The organism is Paraburkholderia jirisanensis, from assembly GCF_054782355.1.
Window position 1 is genome coordinate 64,754 of record NZ_BAAGSQ010000008.1, and the last position, 6,882, is coordinate 71,635.

4 protein-coding genes and 1 pseudogene are annotated in these 6,882 nt (G+C 66.9%); all 5 read left to right on the plus strand.

From position 1 onward, the window contains the following. Positions 1-44 precede the first annotated feature (44 nt). On the plus strand, positions 45-1,712 hold the full coding sequence (locus tag ACYVNQ_RS05930; protein WP_460901381.1) for an ABC transporter substrate-binding protein: 1,668 nt from the start codon (positions 45-47) through the stop codon (positions 1,710-1,712). Positions 1,713-1,786: 74 nt separating this feature from the next. Beyond that, on the plus strand, positions 1,787-2,794 hold the full coding sequence (locus tag ACYVNQ_RS05935) for an ABC transporter permease (protein ID WP_460901383.1): 1,008 nt from the start codon (positions 1,787-1,789) through the stop codon (positions 2,792-2,794). After that, entirely contained in the window at positions 2,791-3,702 is a 912-nt protein-coding gene (locus ACYVNQ_RS05940; protein WP_460901385.1) for an ABC transporter permease, read from the plus strand. The genes ACYVNQ_RS05935 and ACYVNQ_RS05940 overlap by 4 nt, the downstream gene beginning before the upstream one ends. Further along, positions 3,699-6,005: a dipeptide ABC transporter ATP-binding protein gene (locus ACYVNQ_RS05945; RefSeq protein WP_460901387.1), complete on the plus strand. Its 2,307-nt coding sequence runs from the start codon at positions 3,699-3,701 to the stop codon at positions 6,003-6,005. Before ACYVNQ_RS05940 ends, ACYVNQ_RS05945 begins: the two co-directional genes overlap by 4 nt. Positions 6,006-6,385: 380 nt before the next feature. After that, positions 6,386-6,882, plus strand: a pseudogene (locus ACYVNQ_RS05950) (hypothetical protein); the annotation flags it as partial.

The following is a 6,882-nucleotide window of genomic DNA, read 5'->3' on the forward strand; positions in this document are numbered from 1 at the left end:
GAAGTTCGCCCGGCGTCCATCAGAACGGACCGGACTATCCATCGATGAAGATTCCCGCGCCTCTACGTAACGCGCTCGAAGCCTCCCGCCGCACGGCAGATCCCTACGGCAACCATGCCATCGACGAATTCCGCGCAGGCCGCCTGTCGCGCCGCGAACTGCTGCGCTACGCGAGCGTCATCGGCCTGTCGCTGGCGGGCGCCGGAACCGGGCTCGGCCTGACGCGCACGGCGCGCGCACAGACACCAGGCGCGGCCAACCAGACCATCCGCATCGCCCATCTGGTGCCGGCAGGCGCAGTCGATCCGCTCACCGTCACCGACGCCGGCAGCCTCGCGCTGCTGAACCAGACCGGCGAGTTTCTGGTCGACGACGACAGCGAAAAGCTGATGCTGCGCCCCGCGCTCGCGCTGTCATGGCAGCCGAACGACAAGGGCGACGTATGGACCTTCAAGCTGCGCGACAACGTGAAGTTCCACAACGGCCAGCCGTTCACCGCGAAAGACGTGGCCGCGACCTTCGATCGCCTCGCCGATCCGGCCAGCGGCTCGGCCGCGCTGTCAGTGTTCAAGGGCGTGCTGTCGAAGGGCAATACGAAGGTGGTCGACGCGCACACCGTCGCGTTCCATCTCGACGCGCCGACCGGCAATTTCCCGTACTACGTTTCGTCGGACAACTACAACGCGATCATCCTGCCGGCGGACTACGCGGGAAACTACGAGAAAAGCTTCATCGGCACCGGTGCTTTCAAGCTGGAGAAATACCAGCCGAAAGTCGGCGCATCGTTCGTGCGAAATCCTGACTACTGGGGCGAAAAAGCGCTGCCGCAACGCCTGCAGTTCACCTTCTACGCCGACCAGCAGGCGCAGATCCTCGCGCTGCAAGGCCACCAGGCCGACATGATGGGCACCTTCACCGTGCAAGGCGGCCAGGGGATCCTGAACAATCCGGATTTCAAGGTGATCGGCGTGAAATCGAGCGCGCACCGGCAGATCCACATGCGCAACGACAGCCCGCAGTTCAAGGACAAGCGCGTGCGTCAGGCGCTCGCGCTATCGCTCGACCGCGACGTGATCGTGCGCGGCCTGTTCCGCGGCCGCGCGCAGCTCGGCAACGACAGCCCGTTCGCGCCGGTGTTTCCGTCGTCGGATGCAGGCGTGCCGCAACGCAAGCTCGATGTCGCGAAGGCGAAGCAGTTGCTCGCGCAGGCCGGCGTGCCGAACGGTTTCGACATCACGCTGACCACCGAGAAGTACATGGAGTTGCCCGACCTCGCGGTGGTCGTACAGAACGCCGCGAAGGCGATCGGCGTGCGCATCACGCTGAAAGTGGAAAGCCAGTCGCTGTACTACGGCGCGGGCGTGCCGGGCAAATCGGACTGGCTCGATTCACCGCTCGGCATCACCGACTACGGCGCGCGCGGCGTGCCGAACGTGTTCCTGAAGGCGCCGCTGACCAGCACGGGCACATGGAATGCTGCGCACTTCCAGAATCCGCAATACGACAAGCTGGTGGCGGATTTCGATGCCGCGCTCGACATTGCCACGCAAAAGAAATACTCCGCGCAGATCCAGACCTTGCTGCTCGACGAAACGCCGGTGATCATTCCGTTCTTCTACGATCAGCTGATCGCCGCGCGCAAGCAGTTGAACGGCGTGCGCTTCACGGCGCTCGCGCAGCTGTATTTCGACCGCGTGGTGCTGTCGGCCTGAGTGGCCTGCGCGAGCGCTTGCGCGTCGCGAAGATGAAGATGCAGGCTCTGGCCGCCGTTTGAACAGGAATTCCGATGTCGACCACCGCTTCCCCGATCACGCGCGCTTCAACCGGCAACGCGGCCCGCGTCGCGGGCTTCCTCGCCACCCGTGCCGCGCTCGCGCTGGTCACACTGTGGCTGCTGTCGGTGCTGGTGTTCGCTGGCGGGCAGCTGCTGCCCGGCGATATCGGTCGCGCCATCCTCGGGCCGCTGGCCGATGCGCGCGCGGTCGCCGCACTCAATCATCAGCTCGGCGCGGACCGGCCGCTCCTCACGCAATACGTGCAGTGGATCACGCATCTGCTGCGCGGCGACCTGGGCGAGTCGTATGCATTCCGCCAGCCGGTCGCGCCGTTCGTCGGCGCGGCGCTCGCCCATTCGGCGAAGCTCGGCCTGCTCGCGTTTATCGTCGTGGTGCCGCTCGGCATTGCAGGCGGCGTGTGGGCCGCGCTGCACGAAGGCCGCTGGCTCGACCGCACGATCAGCATCGCGGGGCTGTCGGCCACTGTGGTGCCGGAGTTCGTGTCGTCGATCGTGCTGATCCTGATCTTCGGCATCTGGCTGCGCTGGCTGCCGATCGAAGCCACCGCGCCGCCCGATGCGGGCGTGTTCGAACAGCTGCGGCATCTGATCTTGCCGGTGCTGCCGCTGGTGTTCATCTTCTTCGGCTATATCGCACGGATGGCACGTGCCGGCACCGTCGAAGCGCTCGACGCCGACTACACCCGCACCGCGATTCTCAAAGGCTTGCCGGCGCATATCGTGATCATGCGGCATGTGTTGCGCAATGCGCTGCTGCCCACCATCACCGTCGCGGCGACGCAGCTCGGCTATATGATCGGCGGGCTGGTGGTGGTCGAGACTCTGTTTCACTACGAAGGCATCGGCTCGCTGATCTTCAACGCCGCGAAAGCCAAGGATTTTCCGATGCTCGAAGGCGGCGTGCTGATGGTCGGGATCGTCTATACGGTGGCGAATTTCATCGCGGATGCGCTGCATGTCGCGCTCAATCCGCGGCTGCGTACGGGGGGCGACGAATGAGTACGGCCACGCCCGATACTTCGCCGGCGCCGGCCCAGCCGGTCGGCGAGGCGCCGACGCCAACGCCGCCGCGTGCGCAGGAACCGCGCTACGAGCGGCTGCTGATCCTGCTGCGCTCGCCGAGCTTCGTAGTCGGCGCGCTGATCCTGCTGTGGTGGGTGGTCTGTGCGATCGCCGGCACATGGATCGCACCGCACGACGCGTACGCATCCGATCCGCTGAATTCGCTGTTGCCGCCCGATCACACGCACTGGTTCGGCACCGATCAGCTCGGCCGCGACGTGTGCTCGCGCGTGATCGTCGGCGCGCGCGACATCCTGACCATCGCGCCGCTCGCGACGCTGGTCGGCACCGTCACCGGCACCGCACTCGGCCTTGTGGTCGGCTATTTCGGCGGCTGGGTCGACCACGTGATCGGCCGCGCAATCGATGCCGTGCTCGCGTTGCCGCTGGTGATCGTTGCGCTGCTCGCGCTCGCCGCAGTGGGCGCATCGAACCTGACCGTGATCCTCGTGATCGGCATCACCTTCATGCCGATCACCGCGCGCACGGTGCGCGCCGCGGTGTTCGCGGAGCGCCATCTCGACTACGTCGCCGCCGCGCAGCTACGCGGCGAGCGCGCGCCGTACATCATGTTCGCGGAAATCCTGCCGAACGTGCTGCCGCCGATCATCGTCGAAGCAACCGTGCGGCTCGGCTATGCGATCTTCTCGGTCGCTACCCTGTCGTTTCTCGGCTTCGGCATCCAGCCGCCTTCGGCCGACTGGGGCCTCGCGCTATCCGAGTCGTACACGCTGATGGCGGGCGGCGCATGGTGGACCGTCGTGTTCGACGCGGCCGCGATCGCCACGCTGGTGGTCGGTGTGAACCTGATCGCCGACAGCGTGCAAGGAGTGATCGACCGATGAGCGCCTCGCCCGCCGCCGCGTTCCCCGCGTTCGACGTTTCGAAGCGCGACCGCTCCGACGCGCTGACCATCGTCGGCCTGACGGTCGCATACCGCGTGCGCGGCCGCGACCGCGACGTGCTGCAGGACGTTTCGTTTCGCGTGCGGCGCGGCGAAGCGTATGGGCTGGTCGGCGAATCGGGCTGCGGCAAATCGACGGTCGCGATGGCGGTGCTGCGCTATCTGCCGCGCAACGGCCGCGTGAAGGCCGGACGCATCGCGATTGCCGGCGAGGATGTGCACGAGCTCGACGCCACCGCGCTGCGCGAACTGCGCGCGAACGCAATCTCGATGGTCTATCAAGATCCTTCGCGGGCGTTGAACCCTTCGCTGACGATTGCGCGCCAGGTGGCGGAAGCGTTCGAAGTAGCCGGCGCCAGCTATGACGAGGCACTGCCGCGCGCGCTCGAGATGCTGCGGCGCGTACGGATCGCGGCGCCCGAACGCGTCATGGAAAGCTATCCGCACCAGTTGTCGGGCGGCATGCAACAGCGCGTCGTAATTGCGATGGCGCTCGCGTCGAACCCTGCGCTGCTGATTCTCGACGAGCCCACTACCGGCCTCGATGCGACAGTCGAAGCCGAAGTGCTCGAGCTGGTCGCGCAGTTGCGCAAGGAGTTCGGCACGGCGGTGCTGTTTATCAGCCACAACCTCGCGGTAATCGGCAAGATGTGCGAACGCGTCGGCGTGCTGTACGCGGGCAAGCTGGTCGAAGAAGGCGCGACCCGCGATGTGTTCGCGCGGCCGCGTCATCCGTACACGGTGGGCTTGCTGCGCTGCCTGCCGGGCATCGGCCGCAGCAAGGACACCGACCGGCTCGATACGATCGCGGGCAGCTTGCCGCTACCGGGTTCGATCGCACGCGGCTGCGTGTATGCGGAACGCTGCCGGCTGGCGGATGACCGCTGCCGCCGGGACGCACCGCCACCGTATCGGATGAGCGCGCGGCATGGCGATCAGATGGCGCGGTGTCATTATCACGAGCGGGCGGCGGAGTTGCCGCGGACCACCGCTGCTGTGCCGGGTGCTGTTGCGGCGGGTGCTGTTGCGGCGGGTGCTGTTGCGGCGGGTGATGCTGTGCCGGGCGCTGTTGCGGCCGGCGATGCTGTTGCGACCGGCGATGCTGTGCTGCCGGGTGCGGTTGTGCCGGGTGCTGCTACGGGTTCCTTTGCTACTGATTCGGCCGCGGGCGACACCGCTGCATCGGACGCCGTCGCCTCACACAGCGCCGAGCCAAACATGGCCGCATCGGGCGCCGCGGCGCAAACTCACGAACCGGCACTCGTGCTACGCGCCGAACGCATCTCAAAGACTTTCAACGCATCGGGCACCTCACTGCGCGCCGTCGACGACGTATCGCTCGAACTGGCAGCCGGCGAGACGCTCGGCCTCGTCGGCGAATCGGGCAGCGGCAAGACTACGCTCGCGAAGATGCTGCTCGGCCTGATCGCACCGGACGAAGGCGGCTCGCTCGAACTCAACGGCGTACCGCTGCCGTCGCGCGTCACACGCCGCAACGACGAACAGGTGAAGTCGCTGCAGATCGTGTTCCAGAACCCGGACTCGGCACTGAACCGCGCGCATTCGGTCAAGCGGCTGATCGGCCGCGCGCTGTCGCGGCTCACCGCGCTGCATGGTCTCGCCCGCGACCAGCGGCTCGCGTCGCTGGCCGCCGCCGTGCGTTTGCCGGACCGCTATCTCGGCGCGCGCACACGCCAGCTGTCCGGCGGACTCAAGCAGCGTGTGGCGATTGCCCGCGCATTCGCCGGCGATCCACGCGTGGTGGTCTGCGACGAACCGACCTCCGCGCTCGACGTCTCCGTGCAGGCCGCGATTCTGAATCTGCTCGCCGATCTGCAGCGCGAGCATCGCGTCAGCTACGTGTTCATCTCGCACGATCTGCGGGTGGTGCGCTATCTGTCGGATCGCATTGCGGTGCTGTATGTCGGGCGGCTGCTCGAAATCGGCCCGGCCGCGGCTGTGTTCGATGGACCACATCATCCGTATACCGAAGCATTGCTGTCGTCAGTGCCGACGCTCGAGGCGGACACCGCACAGCCGCCGATGAAACGCATTCGCCTCGAAGGCGAACCGCCGAGCCCCGCCTCGCCGCCTTCGGGCTGCGTGTTCCATACGCGTTGCCCGCGCAAGCTCGGCGCGATCTGCGAACAGCAAGACCCGCCCTACCTCGATGCCGGCGGCGGTCATCGCATCCGCTGTCACATCCCGATCGATCAGCTGCGCGCGCTGCAACGCGGCGCATGAACCCTCCCGCCCGCTGATTTCTCCGCTGCCGTTTCAGCGCCGAAACGTTTTTCGGCGTTTTACGCGTGTGACAAACATGCGTGAGCAGCGCGTTCCGCTCACCGCGCGGCTTTGCGGGCAATGGCATGTTTGTCGCTAAAGAGCGTATGCCGGGGTCAGCAACGAACTACAGCATGATCGGGACACCGGCAGGCGCGCCGGTGGTGCTTGGTCCGGCGATTCAAAGGAAGACTTCGCGCGGCATCGCGTGCGCGGAGCACACGCTACGGGGCAGTCAAGGTCAGCGGGTTGCGTGACGGCGCCGTCACGCGCCCGCCGGCCGATAAGACCGGCGCACAGGAACGGCAGCGAGCGGGCTGGCGATTCCGGGGAGAAGTGCGATGAAGACCAACAAGCTTGCGACGCACTACGATTTGCTGCTGCAGGGTGCGGTGACGCTCGCAGTCGGCGTGGTGATTCTCGCGGTGATGCCTGCGCACGCGGCGTCCGGTGCAGATGGGATTGCACAGTGGGTGGTTGCGGACGCAACCTTGCCGGCCAGCAGCGGCGCCGTGAGCGCACCGCCCGGCACGGGCGAATCGGGTGTGCCCGAACAGCGCGCCGCGAGTGTTGCCGACGATGCAGCGCTCGTGTTCACACCCAGAGAGTGTTTCGGTCATCAGGATAACTGCGGGCCGTACGCACAAAACGGCGGACGGGGCGGTTCGGGTGGCGCCGCCGCGGGGGCCGCTGCAGCGGGGAGTGGCGGCGCGAACGGTGCGGCGGGCGGCGCGACAAGCGGCGGGTCGTCGTCGGGTGGGTCGGGGTCCGGTGGAAAAGGTGGTGGAAGCGGCAATGGTGGTGGTGGTGGTGGTGGTGGTGGTGGTGGTGGTGGTGG